Annotated in this window: 19 protein-coding genes; 16 read left to right on the top strand and 3 right to left on the bottom strand. The window is 35.1% G+C overall.

Annotation, left to right across the window (positions count from 1 at the left end):
- Window positions 1-172: 172 nt before the first annotated feature.
- The 3 genes from DFR56_RS16760 (at window position 173) to DFR56_RS16750 (ending at window position 4090) form a co-directional block, all read left to right on the top strand.
- Entirely contained in the window at window positions 173-1966 is a 1794-nt protein-coding gene (locus DFR56_RS16760) for a S9 family peptidase (protein WP_110396607.1), read from the top strand.
- A 188-nt stretch (window positions 1967-2154) separates the two neighbouring features.
- Complete coding sequence (locus tag DFR56_RS16755) at window positions 2155-2415, top strand: YiaA/YiaB family inner membrane protein (RefSeq protein ID WP_110396606.1); 261 nt, start codon at window positions 2155-2157, stop codon at window positions 2413-2415.
- Between the two features lie 178 nt (window positions 2416-2593).
- On the top strand, window positions 2594-4090 hold the full coding sequence (locus DFR56_RS16750) for a GGDEF domain-containing protein (RefSeq protein WP_158525685.1): 1497 nt from the start codon (window positions 2594-2596) through the stop codon (window positions 4088-4090).
- Between the two features lie 127 nt (window positions 4091-4217).
- On the opposite strand, the gene DFR56_RS16745 is transcribed toward DFR56_RS16750, so the two are convergent.
- Window positions 4218-4841: a DUF3298 and DUF4163 domain-containing protein gene (locus DFR56_RS16745; protein WP_110396604.1), complete on the bottom strand. Its 624-nt coding sequence runs from the start codon at window positions 4839-4841 to the stop codon at window positions 4218-4220.
- A gap of 843 nt (window positions 4842-5684) precedes the next feature.
- Between DFR56_RS16745 and DFR56_RS23540 the strand changes: the two genes are divergently transcribed.
- From DFR56_RS23540 to DFR56_RS16695, 12 genes are all read left to right on the top strand, one after another.
- Entirely contained in the window at window positions 5685-5804 is a 120-nt protein-coding gene (locus tag DFR56_RS23540) for a YobA family protein (RefSeq protein ID WP_242694440.1), read from the top strand.
- 60 nt (window positions 5805-5864) lie between these two features.
- Window positions 5865-7115: a GTPase gene (locus DFR56_RS16740; protein ID WP_158525684.1), complete on the top strand. Its 1251-nt coding sequence runs from the start codon at window positions 5865-5867 to the stop codon at window positions 7113-7115.
- A 75-nt stretch (window positions 7116-7190) separates the two neighbouring features.
- A complete protein-coding gene (locus DFR56_RS16735; RefSeq protein ID WP_158525683.1) occupies window positions 7191-8291 on the top strand; it encodes a M24 family metallopeptidase in 1101 nt (366 codons plus the stop codon).
- Window positions 8292-8311: 20 nt separating this feature from the next.
- Window positions 8312-8641: a chaperone CsaA gene (gene csaA / locus DFR56_RS16730; RefSeq protein WP_110396601.1), complete on the top strand. Its 330-nt coding sequence runs from the start codon at window positions 8312-8314 to the stop codon at window positions 8639-8641.
- Between the two features lie 15 nt (window positions 8642-8656).
- A complete protein-coding gene (locus tag DFR56_RS23260) occupies window positions 8657-8800 on the top strand; it encodes a hypothetical protein (protein ID WP_170124510.1) in 144 nt (47 codons plus the stop codon).
- 564 nt (window positions 8801-9364) lie between these two features.
- Window positions 9365-9643, top strand: coding sequence for a GNAT family N-acetyltransferase (locus DFR56_RS16725; protein WP_110396600.1), 279 nt, complete (start codon window positions 9365-9367; stop codon window positions 9641-9643).
- A 157-nt stretch (window positions 9644-9800) separates the two neighbouring features.
- Window positions 9801-10442 (top strand): hypothetical protein, encoded by a 642-nt coding sequence (locus DFR56_RS16720; RefSeq protein ID WP_110396599.1) that lies wholly within the window; start codon window positions 9801-9803, stop codon window positions 10440-10442.
- Between the two features lie 2 nt (window positions 10443-10444).
- Entirely contained in the window at window positions 10445-11203 is a 759-nt protein-coding gene (locus tag DFR56_RS16715) for a cytochrome c biogenesis CcdA family protein (protein ID WP_110396598.1), read from the top strand.
- A 14-nt stretch (window positions 11204-11217) separates the two neighbouring features.
- Window positions 11218-11742, top strand: coding sequence for a TlpA family protein disulfide reductase (locus DFR56_RS16710; protein WP_110396597.1), 525 nt, complete (start codon window positions 11218-11220; stop codon window positions 11740-11742).
- 28 nt (window positions 11743-11770) lie between these two features.
- On the top strand, window positions 11771-12457 hold the full coding sequence (locus DFR56_RS16705; protein WP_110396596.1) for a response regulator transcription factor: 687 nt from the start codon (window positions 11771-11773) through the stop codon (window positions 12455-12457).
- Window positions 12450-13538 (top strand): sensor histidine kinase, encoded by a 1089-nt coding sequence (locus DFR56_RS16700; RefSeq protein WP_110396595.1) that lies wholly within the window; start codon window positions 12450-12452, stop codon window positions 13536-13538. The genes DFR56_RS16705 and DFR56_RS16700 overlap by 8 nt, the downstream gene beginning before the upstream one ends.
- 63 nt (window positions 13539-13601) lie before the next feature.
- Window positions 13602-14345: an N-acetylmuramoyl-L-alanine amidase family protein gene (locus DFR56_RS16695; protein WP_110396594.1), complete on the top strand. Its 744-nt coding sequence runs from the start codon at window positions 13602-13604 to the stop codon at window positions 14343-14345.
- 337 nt (window positions 14346-14682) lie between these two features.
- Here the strand turns inward: DFR56_RS16695 and DFR56_RS24045 are convergent, their stop codons facing one another.
- Together DFR56_RS24045 and DFR56_RS16690 are read right to left on the bottom strand one after the other, a co-directional pair.
- Entirely contained in the window at window positions 14683-14859 is a 177-nt protein-coding gene (locus tag DFR56_RS24045; protein ID WP_372442843.1) for an ImmA/IrrE family metallo-endopeptidase, read from the bottom strand.
- 330 nt (window positions 14860-15189) lie between these two features.
- On the bottom strand, window positions 15190-15789 hold the full coding sequence (locus DFR56_RS16690; RefSeq protein ID WP_242694441.1) for an Ltp family lipoprotein: 600 nt from the start codon (window positions 15787-15789) through the stop codon (window positions 15190-15192).
- A 357-nt stretch (window positions 15790-16146) separates the two neighbouring features.
- Here DFR56_RS16690 and DFR56_RS16685 point away from each other — a divergent pair.
- On the top strand, window positions 16147-16760 hold a 614-nt coding region (locus DFR56_RS16685), incomplete at its 3' end, for a hypothetical protein (protein ID WP_211320648.1).

The following is a 16760-nucleotide window of genomic DNA, read 5'->3' as shown; positions in this document are numbered from 1 at the left end:
TTGATAAGCTCCCTAGCAAATAGAGGATGGAGACTGCTACGTTCTGTTGTGGCAAAAGGCGATAATAGGACGTTCTGTTCGTTGTGGAAAGAGAGTATATCCTATTATGTGATTAGGAGGAAATACTCTTTTCACACTATTTTTCGATTAGCTAAAATAAATTAGGAGTGATATAGTGGAGATATTTACCAAGCCGACTGTTGAACAATTTTTTAGAACGTATATTATATCAGACTTTACAGTAAGTGATGATGAGAAGAGAATCATTTTTAGCACAAACTTAAATGGGAAAATGAATCTGTGGGCCTTAGATGTACCTGATGCATTTCCCTATTTATTTGCGCAAGTGGATCAGTCTTGTAACTTTATTAAAATAGACAAAGAAAACCGTTATGTGCTTGCTGGATTTGATAAAGAAGGCGATGAAAATTATCATATATATGCATTAAATCGCGACGGTGGCTTACCTGAAAAATTAATCACGGGAGAGCCGACAGAAAAATATTTCTTCGCCCATTTGAGTGAAGATGGAAAGCGTGTCTATTACATGACATCTGAAGAAAATCCACGTTTTTTAAATGTTAGAATACGAGATATAGAAAATGACCAAGATAAGTTACTACATGAAGGAGAGACAGCGTCAACCTATTTAGCAGCTGTTTCGGATAATGAAGCCACTCATGTATATATGAGCATATTAGGCAATACATACAATAAACTATTCATAAAAGAAGACAGTGAAACATATTATCTAGTTCCAGACCCTGAAAAAACTCATATGAATCATTCCCCCGTTATTATCGGTAACGAATCAATTTATTTTCCAACAAATTATGAAAGTGAGCATCATTATTTAGCAAAATTTGATTTAAAAACGAAAATTTTCTCAACTGTTAAAACAATAGAAAATGAAAGTATTCAACAAATAAAATATGATAAAAAGAACAACGCTATATATATGTGTACAGAGGTTGGAGTAAAGGATCATTTATATCGTTTCTCCCTAGATACTAATAAGCTTGAGCATATAGATCTTCCAATCGATGTGATGGAAAAAATTCACATTGGAGCAGAAGGTAATCTCTATATTTTAGGGGAGAGTGCAACGATTCCACAAAATATATTTCAGTCTGAAGATGGCAAAGAGTGGACACAACTGACAAATAACCGTGTATTAGGTGTAAGGAAAGAAGAGATGGTTGAACCCGATGTTGTCACTTATAAATCGTTCGACGGAATGGAGATAGAAGCATTATTATTTCGGGCTAATCAAGAAAATGATAATGGTTACACCATTTTTTGGCCTCATGGGGGACCACAAGCTGCAGAAAGAAAGTTTTTCCGAGCAATATTTCAAATCTTTTTAAATCGTGGTTATACCATTTTTGCACCGAATTTCCGGGGCAGTACTGGTTATGGCTCCTCCTTTGTAAAACTTGTGGAACGAGATTGGGGACACGGTCCAAGACTGGACTGTGTAGCAGGCATAGAATGGTTATTTGGGCAAAAGATAACAAACCGAAATAAATTATTTTTAATTGGTGGTAGTTTTGGTGGATACATGGCTTTACTTTTACATGGTCGTCATCCAGAGTACTTTAAAGCAGTCGTCGATATGTTAGGTGTTTCGAATTTATTTACGTTTGTCGAGTCGATCCCAGATCATTGGAGTACGAAAGTGGAGCGCTGGCTAGGAGACCCAGTGCGTGACAAAGATCGTTTTAGAAGAGATTCACCAATTACTTACTTAGATGGGATGACAAAACCAATGCTCGTTATTCAAGGAGCAAAAGATCCAAGGGTAGTAAAGGAAGAGTCCGATCAAATTGTTGCTAAATTAAAGGAAAAAGGTCGAGATGTACAATATCTCGTATTAGATGATGAAGGACATGGTTTTTCAAAGAAAGAAAATGAAATGAAAGTGTATCAATATTTGCTTGATTTTTTAGAACAATATCAGTCATAAGGAGAGAAAGGATAAAGCATAGAGAATCCCCCTCCTAGTAAGTTAGTGTCAAATGTGTTAATTGGCTCTTTTTTGTAAAAGGATCAGGGAGACTGTCGGTCAAGATACTTGCTCCTTTTTTCCTATTGCCTGAATGTATCTTTTAACGTATATTGTTTGTAGTATATGTAGAGAGGGAGGAAACACGTATGCAAGAACATCGGCGAAGAAATACACCGGCATTTGTTTTTATGGCATATTTTACTTTTGCAGTTGGAGTTATTTTATTTTGTGTCGGTCTATGGAATGCAGAGATGGAATTGAACGAAAAAGGCTATTATATCGCTGTGATGATCTTAGTCGCAGTTGGGGCGATCTTAACACAAAAAGTGGTAAGAGATAATGCTGAAGATGATTACATGATTGAACAGCAAAAAAGAGATAGAGTCAAAGAGAAAAAGAGTGAATAACTCATGACGAAAAGTGTTCCAATTCAGGAGCGCTTTTTTATTTTAACAAATTCCATTGCTTCATGTAAATGATTAGTATATGATTAAATAGAATAAGTCTAAACAATTAATGGTAAAAATATGAAACTATTAGACTAATAAATTCATCTGAAAATATATAATGCTCGGTGGTATGAACATGGGTTCTCGATTTCGCTTAAAATTATTCATAACATTACTTGTCTTCGCCCTTATCATTTCCATTTCCATTGCAACGATCGATTATTTTCGGTTAAAGGAACGGACAATAAAAGATAATAAATTACAAATTGAACAGGCGACAGAAACAGTAAAATATGCCTTAAAAACGATTGATAAAGCTTATTTTTATTTAGATGAAGAAACGGCTACTAGAATGGCTGAAAACACCTCCTTATTACAAAAAAAATATGAACAGAATCCACAATTTTATTCATGGGATTTTGAATTATTAGCAAAAGAAATGGATATGGATATTTATATTTTAGATGAAGGAAATAAAATAATTCATAGCAATGACCCCAGGGAGGTTGGTTTAGACTTTTCTGTCTGTTGTGGATCATTCAATAAATTATTAAATGAAAGAAGAGCTTCTGGTGAATTATTTATTGATGGAATTGATGTCGATCAGCAAACCGGAAAAGTAAAGAAATTTAGTTATATGGCAACAGACGATAAAAAATATATGATTGAGCTAGGTTACTCTTTAGAAAATGAAGCGATTTTTCAAGAGTTTGATTTTTTAAAAGTGACTGATGAGTTAGTGAAGGATTTTGCTTTAATTGAAGGCATCCATGTGCTTAACTTAGGGGGGCTTCCATTTGGAACGAGAAAAACGGAATCTCCTCCTTCTGAACGAAGAGAAGCATTTGAACGAACGAGAGAAACAAATGAAGTGGTTGAAATAGACGGTGAATATAAGGGGAAAGCAGTCATGTTTCGCTATGAACCTTATCAATCAGCTTATGATAATGGAAGTACGAAAGTAAAAGTAGTTGAAATTATTTACAATAAAAATAATTTACATGTTCTTTTACGAGAAAGTCAAAAATCTTATTTTATTCAATTACTCATTATTTTTATTGTGACCATCATTATTTCTTCCGTTATTGCTAACTGGTTAGCTAAACCTGTTTATTTAGCTTATCATGATAGTCTAACAGGCCTAAAAAATAGAGCCTCATTTGATCGATTTTTAAAAAGCGCATTAGCAGAAAAAAAGGAAACAACAGCATTGTTGATGATGGATATCGATAACTTTAAATTAGTTAATGATTATCTAGGTCATGGGAGAGGCGATTATTTACTTCAGTTAATCGCACAAACAATTAAAGAGGCCGTTGGAAGCGACTATGAAACGTTTCGACTAGGTGGCGATGAATTTGCCGTCATTATGAAAAACACAACGAAAAAAAATGCTGAGCAAACCGCACAAATAATAATCGATACGTTAAAAGAAACACTAAAGGTTGAAAAGGATATCCATACGCTATCTGTATCGATTAGTGTAGGGATTGCTTTATCTGGAGAAATCCAAAGTCCAAAAATGTTATATAAAAATGCGGATATCGCCTTATATGAGTCGAAAGAAAAGGGCAAAAACCAGTATCAAATTTATCAAGGCGGAAAAGCTCCAAAAATTCCATTTATTGATTAATCAATACTCCACTTAATTTCAGTAGTTATGAGGAAGTTCCGTCAAAAAAAGAAAACCAAAAAGGCTAATTGATTGTTACATGATTCTTTCAATTAGCCTTATCCTATGCCGGAATTTTTCCCGCTAATTAATTATTCGTTGCCATCACTCCAAGAGGGCCATCTTCCCGAAGAATACCTTCTAATTCAAACACCGAGATTGGAAACATTGGAAAGCCAATATAATAAGGTGTAATTTCGTATAATTGAAAATAGATAACTAAAGCTTTATCTGCAATATAGAAATCTTGATCATGTCGAATTGTCGTAAATGGTTCTAATAAAGGTATATTTCTTTCGTTAATTTGTCTTCTAATGATGTCAGAAAGTACTTCTACATAATTACTATCCGGTTTAAAAAGATCCTTTAATACATATGATTTTCCCGTTTCCATATTAAATGTGAGTGATTTCATGATCGTCAGTCCATGGGCTGCATGATAAAAAATCGCATAATTGGAAAGAGATAGACTTAAAATATGACGGTCATTTGTTTTAATCTCATATGTTCCAAGCATTTCAACAAACTCATTTGTATTTTGCTGTACATATTGTTCATGAATTAGTTTTTGCACCAGATGAAATATGTCTTGATTTACTTTTGATTGGACAACCATATTTTTCATCCCAAAAACTACTGGATAATAAATCGTCTTTTCTCGTTGGTGAATAATGTTTGTTTTCGTCATCACAGGAAAAGCTACTATATCCATATCCTCATTCCTTTTAACATAGTCTATTTATTGTATTCATTTCCTAGGATAATGTCCTTCATCAATCTCAGCATTCTTTCACGAAAGTCAGCATTTCGAAATCAAAGCCAGTATTATTTCAAGAAGCTCAGCATTCTATTATATAATTAATCACAATTCCCCGAGATCTAGTATTCCTTTTTTTAGTTTCAATAATAGGATGAATCGGTTACAATATGAATCAATTTCATAAATGCTAAAATAAATAAAAAATGCGAACAAATAGTTGAAATATTAATTGAATGTTCGTTTACAGGAACTGCTTACTATTGAAACGAAAGGTGGCGACTCCTGCAGGATAAAAGGGAGAGCACTGAAAAAGTCTCCCACGGTTAGCGCGCTTGTGTTCCATCCGAATCCACTACGCTTTCCACGGGCAACGCCTCAACTAACTTCATACGTTTTTCCAAAACGTATGAAGTGGATTTTCGGCTGTTACTTTTCCCGTAGGAGTCTTCGTGGATTCGGTTTCCACACAAAAGGGGAAATACTGACTATTTCTTTATCTCTTCATATAATGGATTTTTAAATAAGGGTGTTTTTTTTCCAAAATGAAAACATTTATTTATATTTTGCTCTTTTCTCTTGGCGTACTTTTCTTAGTATCTGCTTGTGGAGTACCTGATAATATTGGAGATAATAACAAGGAGGATAATAACGACTTTAAAAGCAACGATACTTTAAACTGAACCGAATTTTTCTTGTAAAACATTGGAAGGGGAAGAAGAATTTCTTTCCTCAGATCCAATCATTGTCTCAACGAATGAAGCAAATTGACTCGATAGCAATGAAAATGTGATTGAAATGACTGGCTTTGAACCAAATATGACAGTGGAGATTGAATATGATGGTAGCATGGCAGAAAGTTATCCTGCACAAATAGTAACCTGTTATAAAATAAAAATAATCGGCGATGATGCATAAATTGGACAAATGAAAAGACATGATATAATGAAGATATCATTTAAAAAGCGGTGAATGTTAATGAGCGAAAAAAAGAGTAATATGTACAAACAAATGGAAGACCTATTTCAATTTATTTTAAAAAATGTAGATAAATCAAAAGTCTCTAGTAAAAATAAATCACAGATTAGAGAGGAGATTGTCGGTTTGCAGTCTTTTGTGATCGGTGCAAGACCGGCAAGAATCGCTATTGTCGGAAGAAGAGGAGCAGGAAAATCAAGTCTCATTAATGCTATTTTTGGTGAACAGAAAGCGGAAGTCGGTGATTATAAATCACAAACGGGTAGTGGTAAATGGTATTTGTTTGAGAATGAATTAGGTGGTATCGATATTTTAGATACTCGTGGTTTAGGGGAGTCGCATAATCCTGAGGAAGCAGTGCTTGCTGAGAGCCCGATCGAAGAAGTCAAACAGTCGGTTAAACATAAATGCCCTGATGTCATTTTGTTTTTATGTAAAGGGAAGGAAGTTGGGGCACGAATTGATGAAGATTTAGAACAATTGCTACAGCTTAAAAAAGATGTTCTTGCCATGCATGCATACGATGTACCGATTGTTGGAATTGTAACGCAAGTGGATGAACTTGCACCAGCGTCAAATAGCGAGCCTCCTTTTGATCATCCGAAAAAACAAGAAAACATGACAGCAACCGTTCATATGTTAGAGGAAAAAATGAAAGAAATCATTACCACTCCTGTAAAAGTAATCCCAATTAGTGCCTATGTAGAATATGAAGAAGGCGAGATTACGTATGATCGTCGTTGGAATATTGATTTATTACTCGATTATTTAATTACCGAACTCCCAAAAGAAGCACAAGTTATCATTGCCAAACTGTCTAAAATAAAGTCTGTTCAAAAAAAATTAGCCCGTAATATCGGAAAAAGTGTGATGACAGTTACTGGACTTATAGCTGCTACACCAGTACCAATTGCAGATATGCCTGTGATCACAGGGTTACAAATATCAATGATTGGGACTATAGCAATGATTAGTGGTACAAAATTAAATCGTAAAACCATTATTCAATTTGTTGGTGCAATGGGAATGAACGTAGGAGTCGGCGTTGCGCTTAGAGAAGTTTCACGCCAATTAGTAAAAGTTTTCCCCGGGGCAGGGAGTATTATCTCGGGAACAATTGCAAGTGCTGGAACGTACGCATTATGTGAAGCGGCAATCACTTATTTCATAGACAGTAAGACGACCGAAGAAGCGAAAGAAGTGTATGAACAACAATTTGAAAAACAAAAGAGAAAGGGAGAGGAAAAATAATGCACGGATTTACGAGAATCATACGATGTTAAAAACGTTCTATGTTCAAATGAAAAGAAAAAGGAGGAAATGATAATGTATCAAACAAGACAAAGAAGGTTGATAAATCATTTACAAACAGAGCAGAATATGGATGTCGCACTGATCACCTCCCCAACAAACATATATTATTATACTGGGTTTCTAGCTAACCCTCATGAACGGTTTTTTGCTCTTGCGATTGATACTAAGAAAGATAAAACCATGTTATTTTTACCTTCACTAGATGAACAGGCTGCAAAAGAAAAAGCAGAAGTAACTGAACTCATTCCAATTGATGATCATGAAAATGCGTTCGATAAATTCAGAGACTCCCTTGGTAAAGTTGATTCATTCGCATTTGAGAAAAGTCATGTCACAGTTATGCGATTTGAACAAATAGCTGCATATTTTAACAATACGAGTTTTACAAATATTGAACCTTTCATACTTTCGGAACGATTAACAAAGTCCACAAAAGAAATAGACCATGTAAAAAAAGCGATACAAATTACGGAAGAAGGATTAGCTCATACTATACCGAAGATAGCACTAGGGCTAACCGAGCTACAAATAAAAGCTGAATTAGAATATCAATTAACCGTCTTAGGTTCGGATGGACTTGCGTTTGATACACTCGTTTTAAGTGGAGAAAAATCTGCTTTACCCCATGGCACAGCTGGAGAGCGGCCAATTCAAAACGGGGATTTTTTATTATTTGATTTTGGCGTGAATGTTAACGGGTACTGTTCCGATTTAACGAGAACTTTTATCATCGGGGAAGGAACAGAAAAGCAATCCGATATTTACAACACAGTGTTAGCGGCAAATGAAAAAGCAATTTCACAAGTAAAGGTCGGCGATGAATTACTGAATATTGACAGGGCAGCACGCGACTTTATTACATTGAAAGGATATGGGAACTATTTTACACATCGGATCGGACATGGTCTCGGATTAGAAGTACATGAGAAGCCATCGATACATAATGAAAACAAGGAATTGATTCAACCTGGGATGCTCTTTACGATTGAACCGGGAATTTATGTCCCCAAAATCGGCGGTGTTCGGATAGAAGATAATATTTATATAACGGAAGATGGGGGAGTCGAAGTTTTAAGCTCGTATCCTAAAAAATTAACCTATATTCCAATATAAAATGATGGAGGTACATACATATGATACAATTCGATGATTTTTTAAAAGTTGATATGCGGATAGGAACGGTTGTGAAGGCGGAACCATTTCCTGAAGCGAGAAAACCAGCAATTAAATTGGAAATTGATTTTGGTGAGTTAGGAGTTAAACGTTCATCTGCACAAATTACCAAACGTTATCATGCGGATGAGCTTGTTGGTCGTCAAGTGGTAGCCGTCGTAAACTTTCCACCGATGCGAATCGCGGGTTATAAATCAGAAGTGTTAGTTCTAGGTGGAGTACCTGATGAGGAAGATGTTATCTTATTACGCCCGGATATGGAAGTTGAAAACGGTACAAAAATTTCTTAATAGGAGGCGATTTACATGGACAAAATAATTAATCAAAATCGAGAAGAGTATGAGTTATTACTTATCATAACGACGATATTTTCCGTCCTAACCTTCAAGAAAATTAAAAAACTTGAATGTTATCGACAGAAATTAAAAGAAAAATTATTTATTGATTAACCAACTAACCTTTGCCATATGCAATGAACTACTCTAGTTGTCTGGAGCGAAAATGACTGACTCCTGTGCGAACTGCAAATGGTCTTCGATGGGACGAGCATTTAGCGCAAAAGCTTTTCGATGGGACGAGTAAGCGCAGTCCCAGTCCCACGTGTCCGAAGACCTCGCAGAGCGGTTTTCTCAAGGAGGCTAAGGTCGTGCCCGCGGAAAGCATGCCACATTTCGCGGAAGACAACGGTAGGATGGAACACAATTTAGTTGTTCAGCAGACCCGAAGTTACTATGCAGTTTATTTTTTATACGTAACAGCAAATCTATTTTAGTAGGAGAAGTATTGGCAGTACGAATCTTTTGGAAAACGGTTTATTATACCGAGGTTGCCAAGGATATCATCAGAAGCACCTCAAGTCTTCATCAAGCGAACTGTTTTCACTCATTTTATCGGTGCGAAAGTTGAGTGATTAAAAAATATAGCTCATAGCAAAAGTACAAAAGTGTAAACAGATGATTTTAAATTGTCTGATTCATTATGGTACGATGATAACAAATAAAGGAGGAGAACGAATGGCGACAATTCAAAAAGGTGACAATAAATTTTATGTTGGAGAAAATGAAAACGACCCACTCGCGGAAATCACGTTTAAGCAAAAAGACGAAAATACAATTATTGCAGATCATACGTATGTTTCAGATGAGCTGAGAGGACAAGGGATGGCGGGAAAGCTAGTTGAAGCCCTCATAGCATATGCCCGTGAAGAGAATGTAAAAATTGTTCCACAATGCTCTTATGTACAAAGTAAGATGGAAAAAACAACTGAATACCACGATTTAATTGCTAAATAAACGATCCTCGCCTTAATGAACCCATTCATTAAGGTTTTTTGTTTGATGAAAATCCATTAAAATCGTTACAATATTGTGACCTCCATTCATTTTCATCAAATTTTCATATGACTACGTTATAATGAATTGGAAACCATCTTATTTGGAGGAAAATTCATTGGCATCTACTTCCATATTTATCTCTATCGCAATCATGATCGTTAGTTTTATTGGTGGCTTATCATTTTTTTATGTTAGTAGTTACCAGCCAAGAAAAGTAAAAAAGCAACAGTTAGATCAACTAATGTCCTTTTTAATAAATTACATTATTTATATTTGGATTGGAAAAGTTCTTGCTCATTTTACAACCTTTATAAAAGACCCATTGGCTGTATTAGCTTATCCAAGTAATTCAACTGCTTTTTATTATGCAACGATCTTGATCGTCGTTCATCTTTTATATCGAATGAGACATAAAAAGGCGGAAATGTTTATTGTATTGCAAACATCTTTACCTGTCTTTTTAAGTGCTTCTTTTTTATATGAATTTTTACAAGTCATTGTGGCAAAAAATCAGATAAGTTGGGGATATTTAACGCTATTAATGGTATTCATTTTACTATATTTATTCATGCAAGGGAAAGGCTCTATTCGTAATCGTTCACTTATCATTTTTTATATGTGGATATTTGGACAATTCCTGTTGTCATTTTATTCTAATATCACTATTTTTGACTATATGATCTCACCAATATTTTTAATTTGCTTATTTGTCATTGTTCTATTCTTTCAAATGTTTAATCGAAAAGGGAAGGTGTAAAAATGGGAGGTATAGAAACAGATACTTTTTTACTAGTAGGAATGGTTTTAGCATTAGGGGCTGGGGCACTATCTTTTTTATCCCCTTGTGTATTGCCAATTTTTCCAGCATACTTATCCTATATTACAGGGATCAGTGTGAAAGAATTACAAGGAACGCAAAGAGGTAAAATACGCGGAAAATTGCTAACTCATTCTTTCTTTTTCCTATTAGGAGTCTCACTCGTTTTTATTAGTTTAGGTGTTGGCGCATCCTTTTTAGGGCAGTGGATTCAGCAATTGTTATCGGGAAATTCAGGTCTTTTTATACAACGAATTGCTGGCATATTTATCATTGTAATGGGGCTATTTGTTGCCGGGTGGCTACAAATTAATTTTTTAATGAAAGAAAAGCGGATGCAGTATCGGAAGTCAAATGTAAGTTATGCAGGTACCTTCTTTGTTGGAACAGGGTTTGCTGCCGGTTGGACACCTTGTATTGGTCCGATATTTGGCTCTATTTTATTTTTAGCAGCAAGCCAACCAGGACAAGGAATCTTTTATACGATCATGTATGTTATTGGATTTGCGATTCCATTTTTACTATTAACATTTTTCCTTGGCTCGACAAAATGGATTGTAAAAAAGAGTGACGTCATTATGAAAACAGGTGGCATTATTATGATTGTGATGGGAATTATACTATTCACAGGACAAATGCCGAGAATCACCCAATTTTTACTTGATTTAGTAGAGGATACTTGGTTATCTAGACTTGGATAAATGGAGGAAATGAAATGAAAAAGTGGATAATAGTCGTTATCGTTGTAGGTTTGTTTGGCTGGGCATTGTATGATTTTGTTAGTAAAGAGGATCCTAAAGAGCTTGAGGCAGAGGTTGGGATCGAAAAAGGGGATATGGCTCCTGACTTTGAATTAGAAACAGTCGATGGTGAAAAAGTAAAGCTTTCCGATTACCGTGGGGAAAAAGTATTGTTAAACTTTTGGGCAACATGGTGTCCACCTTGTCGTGCGGAAATGCCTGATATGCAAAAATTCCATGAAGAATATGGAGATGGAGTTATTTTAGCCGTTAATTTACGTGAAACGGAAACTAGTTCCTCTAATGTTGAAAACTTTCTTGATGAATATGGTATTACGTTTCAAGTTTTATCAGATAAAAATACAGTAGTCGCTAATGTTTATAAAGCACAAGCGCTCCCAACATCCTATTTAATAGATTCAGAAGGTATCATTCATAATATTGCAATAGGTCCTTTAAATTATGAGGCAATGGTACAAGAATTTGATAAAATGAATTAAGGAATGAATTTTTAAAGAGGTGTGCCATTTGAAACAATTAGTTTTAGTTGTGGAAGATGATGAGCTAATACGAAATTTAATTCAATTCTACTTGGAAAAAAATAAATATGAAGTCATAACGGCAAAAGATGGGGAAGAAGCGAAAGAATTATTTCTACAATTTCATCCCTGTCTTATTATCCTTGATTTAATGCTGCCTAAAATAAGTGGGGAAGAAATTTGTCATTGGATTCGTCAGGACTTAAATAATAGTGAAGTATCGATCATCATGGCAACAGCTAAATCACAAATAGGCGACAAAATTGAAGGTTTAAAAATGGGTGCGGATCATTACGTAACAAAACCATTTAATCCCGATGAACTCATTGCCCATGTAGAAGCATTATTAAGACGAACGGGACAGTTTTGCCAAAAAGTGACGTATGATGGTTTATGTATTATGCCACGTAAAAGAGAAGTATTACTTTATGATCAGTCTATCTATTTAACAAAACATGAATTTGAATTACTATATTATCTTATGTCGCACCCCAATATAGTTTTTACGAGAGAACAACTTGTCAACCAATTATATGCGTATGATGATCAACATATATTAGACCGTACGATTGATGCACACATTAAGAAAATAAGGGAAAAAATCGAGGAAACACCTGCTAAACCGAAACGAATTCAGACTGTGCGAGGAACGGGGTATAAATTTGTCCATGAATAAATGGTTTCGTTTTTTGCCAAAAAGCTTTTTATGGAGATTAACGATCGTCAATGTTTTTGTTATTTCATCTGCTATATTACTAACTGGTTGGGCAGTTTATGAAACGGCCTGTTTTTTAGTGGACGGAATTGGAAATTTCTCCGTGATCCGCCAACAACAATTTAATGCGACACTATTTGAATATTTACTCATTTTTACAGGAATAGCAGTCTGTATAAGTAGTGTCATTCATTTTTATGTTACAAGAAAACTTATTTCTCCGATTAATGAACTAATTGAAGCCATTAAAATATTGAAAAAAGGAACCTATCCTGCTCCAATTCCGATTCAATCGAAGGATGAAGTCGGAAAATTAGTTTCTCATTATAATGAATTATTATATCAATTACAAAAAAATGAAGAGCAACGAAAAAAGCTTGTTGATGATGTTTCCCACGAACTACGCACACCAATAGCAAACTTAACGGGATATTTATATGCTCTAAAGTCTGGAGATTTACAAGGATCTAAACAATTATTCGCCGCTTTACATGAACAAACTGAACGATTAACAAATATGGTGGAACAAATAGAGCGACTGAACGAATGGGATGACCATACGAAACAGCAGCATACAAATAAAGAAACTGTTCAAATAAAAGAGATTGTCGATCAATGTATTCAGTTGTTTTCCTTGAAATGTGATCAAACAGGTTTACGTATAGATGCTGACATAGAACGGGAAGAAGTTTTCATTCATAAAGAAGGTATCAGGCAAGTTGTTACGATTTTGCTTGATAATGCGATACGTTATTATGAGGGAAACGGGTCAATATCGGTTATCGGAATGAAACAAGATTCAGCGTACGTTATTTCCGTTTCTGGTCCGGGTGCTCCCATCAATAGGGAAGAACAATCCAAAATTTTCGATCGTTTTTATCGAATTGATCCATCTAGAAATCGTAAAACAGGCGGAAGCGGATTAGGTCTCGCTATTGCAAAAGAAATCATTGAAAATCACAAAGGAACCATAACCGTTCAATCATTTACAGGGATAAACACATTTACATGTAAACTTCCGACAAAAAATATGCGTTCATGATAGCGTATATGACTGAACGAAAATTTCTCTTTTTTCATTTAATAAAAATGAGGAGAGATTTTTATGGTGAAAATTTTTATTGATCCTGGCCATGGTGGAGTGGATTCAGGTGCAACGGGAAATGGTTTATTAGAAAAAAATGTCACGTTACAAATCGCACTTTTGGTCCGTAAGTATTTAACGGCCTACGAACATGTAACGATCAAAATGTCAAGAACTTCGGATAAGACAGTAACATTAAGTGCACGTACAAATGAGGCAAATAATTGGGGAGCAGATTATTTCTTAAGTATTCATATCAATGCCGGTGGAGGAACAGGCTTCGAATCATATATTTACAGTAGACTTTCTAGTTCTGGTGAAACAGCTAAATGTAGAAATATTATTCATAATGAGATCGTAAAAGTGAATGAATTAAGAGATCGTGGGAAGAAGCAAGGGAATTTACATGTGTTACGTGAATCAATGATGTCTTCTATGTTAACCGAAAATGGTTTTATTGATACAAAAGCAGATGCGGAAAAAATGAAAGATAAAAAATGGCTTGAAACGGTGGCAAAAGCACATGCAGATGGTCTTGCAAAAGTATTTCATTTAAAGAAAAAAGCACATAAAGATGATAGATATACGATGACGAAAAACACCCCTGGATATTATACAGCTGAAGATGCAAAGAAGGGAAAAAATAAAAAGTCGACTATGCTACCAGGTAAGTATTATATATATAAGCAAGCATCGGGAATGATAAATATAACGAAGCAAAAAGGGGTCCCAGGTAGTTGGATAGACCCGAAAGGAAGAAAATAAGAAATTGGTAAGAGTTCACGATGTACATTTTAAAAATAAGAAAAGGGCTGGGACATAACTAAAACGACCAAATCTAAAGACGAACAATGTATTACTTTAGCGGAGGAAATATACGTAGACTCCTGTGGGAGGAAAGGCATCGGTGAGACCCCACAGTGCACTAGCACAAGGAGGCTCACCAGCCGCCCGCGGAAAGCGTAGTATATTTCCAGAGCGGGTTAATATGCAGCTGCCATTGTTCGTGTTTTTCTTTGGTGAAAACACTTTTGTCCCAGCCTCTTTCTGCTTTTGATTACAGTTCATCTCCCTGAGGTTTTTCAAGTAATATTATTAATCTTTAAACACATAAGCATAAATGTGGGTACAAAAAGTGATACGCAAAATAGTTAGCCATTGTTTCAAAATAATCTACTAATTGTTTTCTTAAATAAAGCCTGATCCCTTTGTCGAAGAAATAATGTTTCATTTCGTGTCCCAAATCTTGCCATTGCTGCTGCTTATTCAAACTATCCATTAATGAAGACTTTATTTTTTTCTTTTATAATCCGTCATTACTCTTGAATAAGACCATTAATTAATGCATAACTTCATTCTTTCTGAAATGTTTTCAATGCTTAGTTGCTCAGGACTTGTGATATTGATAGATTTGTAGAAATTCATAGTACAAAGTTGTGCGGCATTCATGTTGTTACCACTATTATCTATTAAAGTGTATCATAAATGGTATACTTAAATTTGTATGCCTAAATATTCTTTTGAAAGAATACTGTTATAGAGGTTTTTGAAAATTACTCCATTTCGGGTTAACAAAAAAAGGTGTGCAACAAAGTGCACACCTAATTGTTTATTCTAAATTATCAATAGCATATTGTGCTTCTTCTTCGGTAAATTGTTCCCCGTACTCCGAAATCAGTTGATCAAAGATGGCATCGTTTGACATGTCCATTCCATCTGCATATGTTTCTGCTTTTTTTAAAGCATTTTCTTTCCAGTCAGCTTCAAGGTTATCGATGGCATATTCCGCAGCGTCTTCGGGAAAATTTTCACCATACTCTGAAATTAATTGGTCGTAAATGGCTTTTTTTGACATATGCATATTGTTGGCATACGATTCTGCTTTCTTTAATGCCGCCTTATGCTCCCTCGGTACATCATCGTTACTTTCTTTTTCTGTTTCTTCTTCATTTTCATTATTATCCTCATCATCATTTGATTCTGAACTCTTTTCCAACACTTGTTTCGCATCGTCATCTATTTCGTTCATAACATCATTAACTACACTACCAATACCCATCACAGAAGCGATTATCATAACAAATAATCCAACGACGGAAATAATAATATTACGTATAGCTTTACCATTTTTCTTAACCAAAGAAACAATCCACATAATTCCAAAAACAACAAAGACAATAAATCCAACAACACCTAAAAAGCCAAACATATAAATGCCCCCCTATGTAAGTTTTAATATAATTTATATAAAATGACACATATGAATGTCATAAAATATCGTTATGTATTTGCTATCTTTTTATTGAAACTTGGAACTAAAAATATTTATAATAAAACACCATAAATTTGGTAGTTTATGATATAATCTCCTGTTGTTTGTGATAAAAGACACGATAAAATATAGTAGTATTTTTGGGCGATTAACAATGCTAGGCAATAATGTTAACCATATTATCGTATGCTTCTAAAAAAAGCTACAAGACTTTTACTAAATATGGTAACTAATTCCACCAAAATCATTATATAGCAATATTATGCTACATTCAAATAAATATAGATGAAAAGTATGGAAGAATATGAAATTTTTACTTGTCGCAACGCTTTGTCTTATGGGATGTATAACGTCATGATCGGATCACGTGCAAGTAACGACCCTAACGAAGCTCGAACATATCAAGTAGCGATTGGGTATAATACATCAACTACTGCTACTAGTGCGGTCGCTATTGGTGCCAACTCACGAGTAAGTGCCCAGAGGTCTGTCGCGATAGGTGCATACGCTTCATCTCCGAACAGTGGTATAGGAGTTCTAGGTACTTCACACACCTTAGCTAACGGCACATACAACTGGCAAGTGCCTGGTAGCTTTACAGTATCTGGTACGAAGAATTTCGAAATACCGCACCCGCACCCAGACAAAAAAGACACGCATCGACTTAGGCACGCAGCGGTAGAGAGCCCGACAGCGGGAGACACTCTATATCGTTACACGATAGAAGCTGTTAGAGACAACGAAACTGTTAAAATGTTATTGCCTGATTATTTCCAATATCTAAACAAGAACGTAGATGTTTGGGTTAACGGGCATATGCATTTCGGTAGGGCATTCGGTATTGTGGAAGACGGTGAACTGAAAGTGACATGCGAATCCGCAGGCGAATACAAAGTACTGGTTATCGG

The organism is Pseudogracilibacillus auburnensis (assembly GCF_003201975.1).
Classification (GTDB): domain Bacteria; phylum Bacillota; class Bacilli; order Bacillales; family Amphibacillaceae; genus Pseudogracilibacillus; species Pseudogracilibacillus auburnensis.
This window is presented reverse-complemented; position numbering and strand designations above follow the sequence as displayed.

What these genes read in the sequence shown, in the direction of transcription:
- DFR56_RS16755 (WP_110396606.1), top strand. Translation starts at nt 2,155, where the DNA reads ATGCAAGAACATCGGCGAAGAAATACACCGGCATTTGTTTTTATGGCA.
- DFR56_RS16750 (WP_158525685.1), top strand. Translation starts at nt 2,594, where the DNA reads ATGGGTTCTCGATTTCGCTTAAAATTATTCATAACATTACTTGTCTTC.
- DFR56_RS16745 (WP_110396604.1), bottom strand. Translation starts at nt 4,841, where the DNA reads ATGGATATAGTAGCTTTTCCTGTGATGACGAAAACAAACATTATTCAC.
- DFR56_RS23540 (WP_242694440.1), top strand. Translation starts at nt 5,685, where the DNA reads ATGACTGGCTTTGAACCAAATATGACAGTGGAGATTGAATATGATGGT.
- DFR56_RS16740 (WP_158525684.1), top strand. Translation starts at nt 5,865, where the DNA reads ATGAGCGAAAAAAAGAGTAATATGTACAAACAAATGGAAGACCTATTT.
- DFR56_RS16735 (WP_158525683.1), top strand. Translation starts at nt 7,191, where the DNA reads ATGTATCAAACAAGACAAAGAAGGTTGATAAATCATTTACAAACAGAG.
- csaA (WP_110396601.1), top strand. Translation starts at nt 8,312, where the DNA reads ATGATACAATTCGATGATTTTTTAAAAGTTGATATGCGGATAGGAACG.
- DFR56_RS23260 (WP_170124510.1), top strand. Translation starts at nt 8,657, where the DNA reads ATGGACAAAATAATTAATCAAAATCGAGAAGAGTATGAGTTATTACTT.
- DFR56_RS16725 (WP_110396600.1), top strand. Translation starts at nt 9,365, where the DNA reads ATGGCGACAATTCAAAAAGGTGACAATAAATTTTATGTTGGAGAAAAT.
- DFR56_RS16715 (WP_110396598.1), top strand. Translation starts at nt 10,445, where the DNA reads ATGGGAGGTATAGAAACAGATACTTTTTTACTAGTAGGAATGGTTTTA.
- DFR56_RS16710 (WP_110396597.1), top strand. Translation starts at nt 11,218, where the DNA reads ATGAAAAAGTGGATAATAGTCGTTATCGTTGTAGGTTTGTTTGGCTGG.
- DFR56_RS16700 (WP_110396595.1), top strand. Translation starts at nt 12,450, where the DNA reads ATGAATAAATGGTTTCGTTTTTTGCCAAAAAGCTTTTTATGGAGATTA.
- DFR56_RS16695 (WP_110396594.1), top strand. Translation starts at nt 13,602, where the DNA reads ATGGTGAAAATTTTTATTGATCCTGGCCATGGTGGAGTGGATTCAGGT.
- DFR56_RS24045 (WP_372442843.1), bottom strand. Translation starts at nt 14,859, where the DNA reads ATGGATAGTTTGAATAAGCAGCAGCAATGGCAAGATTTGGGACACGAA.
- DFR56_RS16690 (WP_242694441.1), bottom strand. Translation starts at nt 15,789, where the DNA reads ATGTTTGGCTTTTTAGGTGTTGTTGGATTTATTGTCTTTGTTGTTTTT.